Here is a 1149-nt window from a genome sequence, read left to right as displayed (position 1 = left end):
CCACCACCGGTCGACCCGCCAACTCCGGGTTGCGCAGCACCTCGACCGCGGCGATGAACTGGTCGAGGTCGACGTGGAGAACCCACTGGTCGATGCCGGGCGCACCCATGCCGACAACCGTAGGACGTTCACCGCGGTGCGGGCACGGATTCCGGGCGAGCGGTTCGGTTCGTACCTCGAGCATTCGCTACCGCTCTTGCCGTCCGCTATGGCAATTGCCGTAGCGGACGACCAATGGTGTAGCGGACGGACGGTCACATGACGTGGTGCCGGCCTACGGGCAGCACGAGCGGCTTGCCGGAGACCGGATCGGAGATCACGCAGCTGTCCAGACCGAAGACCGCCTTCACCGTCTCACCGGTGAGCACCTCCGAGGGATCCCCCGACGCGTAGATGCTGCCGTCGGCCATCGCGACGAGATGGTCGGCGTATCGCGCGGCCAGGTTGAGGTCGTGCAGCACCATCACGATGGTCGTCCCGCGGTCGCGGTTGAGATCGGTGAGCAGATCGAGCACCTCCACCTGGTGGCTGACGTCGAGGAAGGTGGTGGGTTCGTCGAGCAGCAGCAGGTCGGTCTGCTGCGCGAGCACCATCGCGATCCACACGCGCTGCCGCTGCCCGCCCGACAACTCGTCCACCGACCGCTCCGCGAGTTCGGTGGTGTGGGTGGCGGCGAGTGCGTCGGCAACCGCAGCGTCGTCCTCCCGGCTCCAGCGCGACAGCACCCGCTGGTGCGGATGCCGTCCCCGGCCCACGAGGTCGGCGACGACGATGCCCTCGGGGGCGATCGGCGATTGCGGCAGCAACCCGAGGGTGCGGGCGAGTTTCTTCGCGGGCAGCCGGTGGACGTCCTTGCCGTCGAGCAGGACGTGCCCGCCGCGCGGCGACAGCAGTCGTGACATCGACCGCAGCAACGTCGATTTCCCGCACGCATTGGCGCCGACGATGCACGTGATCCGACCTGGTGGCACCTTCAGGTCGAGGCTCTCCACGACGGTGCGGCTGCCGTACCCGAGTTCGAGTTTCTCGGCGATCAGGGTGTGCGATGCGGTCACAGCGAGCCTCCCGCGCGGTTGGAACGAATGATGAGGTAGACGAGATAGGGCGCGCCGAGCGCACCCGTCACCACGCCCACCGGGTAGCGCGTGC

At 68.1% G+C, this 1149-nt stretch carries 1 protein-coding gene and 1 pseudogene; both read right to left on the bottom strand.

From position 1 onward, the window contains the following. A pseudogene (locus tag R1101_RS30470) lies at positions 1–109 on the bottom strand (DNA polymerase IV); the annotation flags it as partial. Between the two features lie 145 nt (positions 110–254). After that, positions 255–1055 (bottom strand): ABC transporter ATP-binding protein, encoded by an 801-nt coding sequence (locus tag R1101_RS0123955; RefSeq protein WP_016935688.1) that lies wholly within the window; start codon positions 1053–1055, stop codon positions 255–257. Positions 1056–1149: the final 94 nt, after the last annotated feature.

The sequence above is a fragment of the Rhodococcus sp. R1101 genome (assembly GCF_000278445.1).
GTDB classification, from domain to species: Bacteria; Actinomycetota; Actinomycetes; order Mycobacteriales; family Mycobacteriaceae; genus Rhodococcus; species Rhodococcus gordoniae.
The sequence above is the reverse complement of the archived record's forward strand: the minus strand, read 5'-3'. Positions and strand labels throughout refer to the sequence as shown.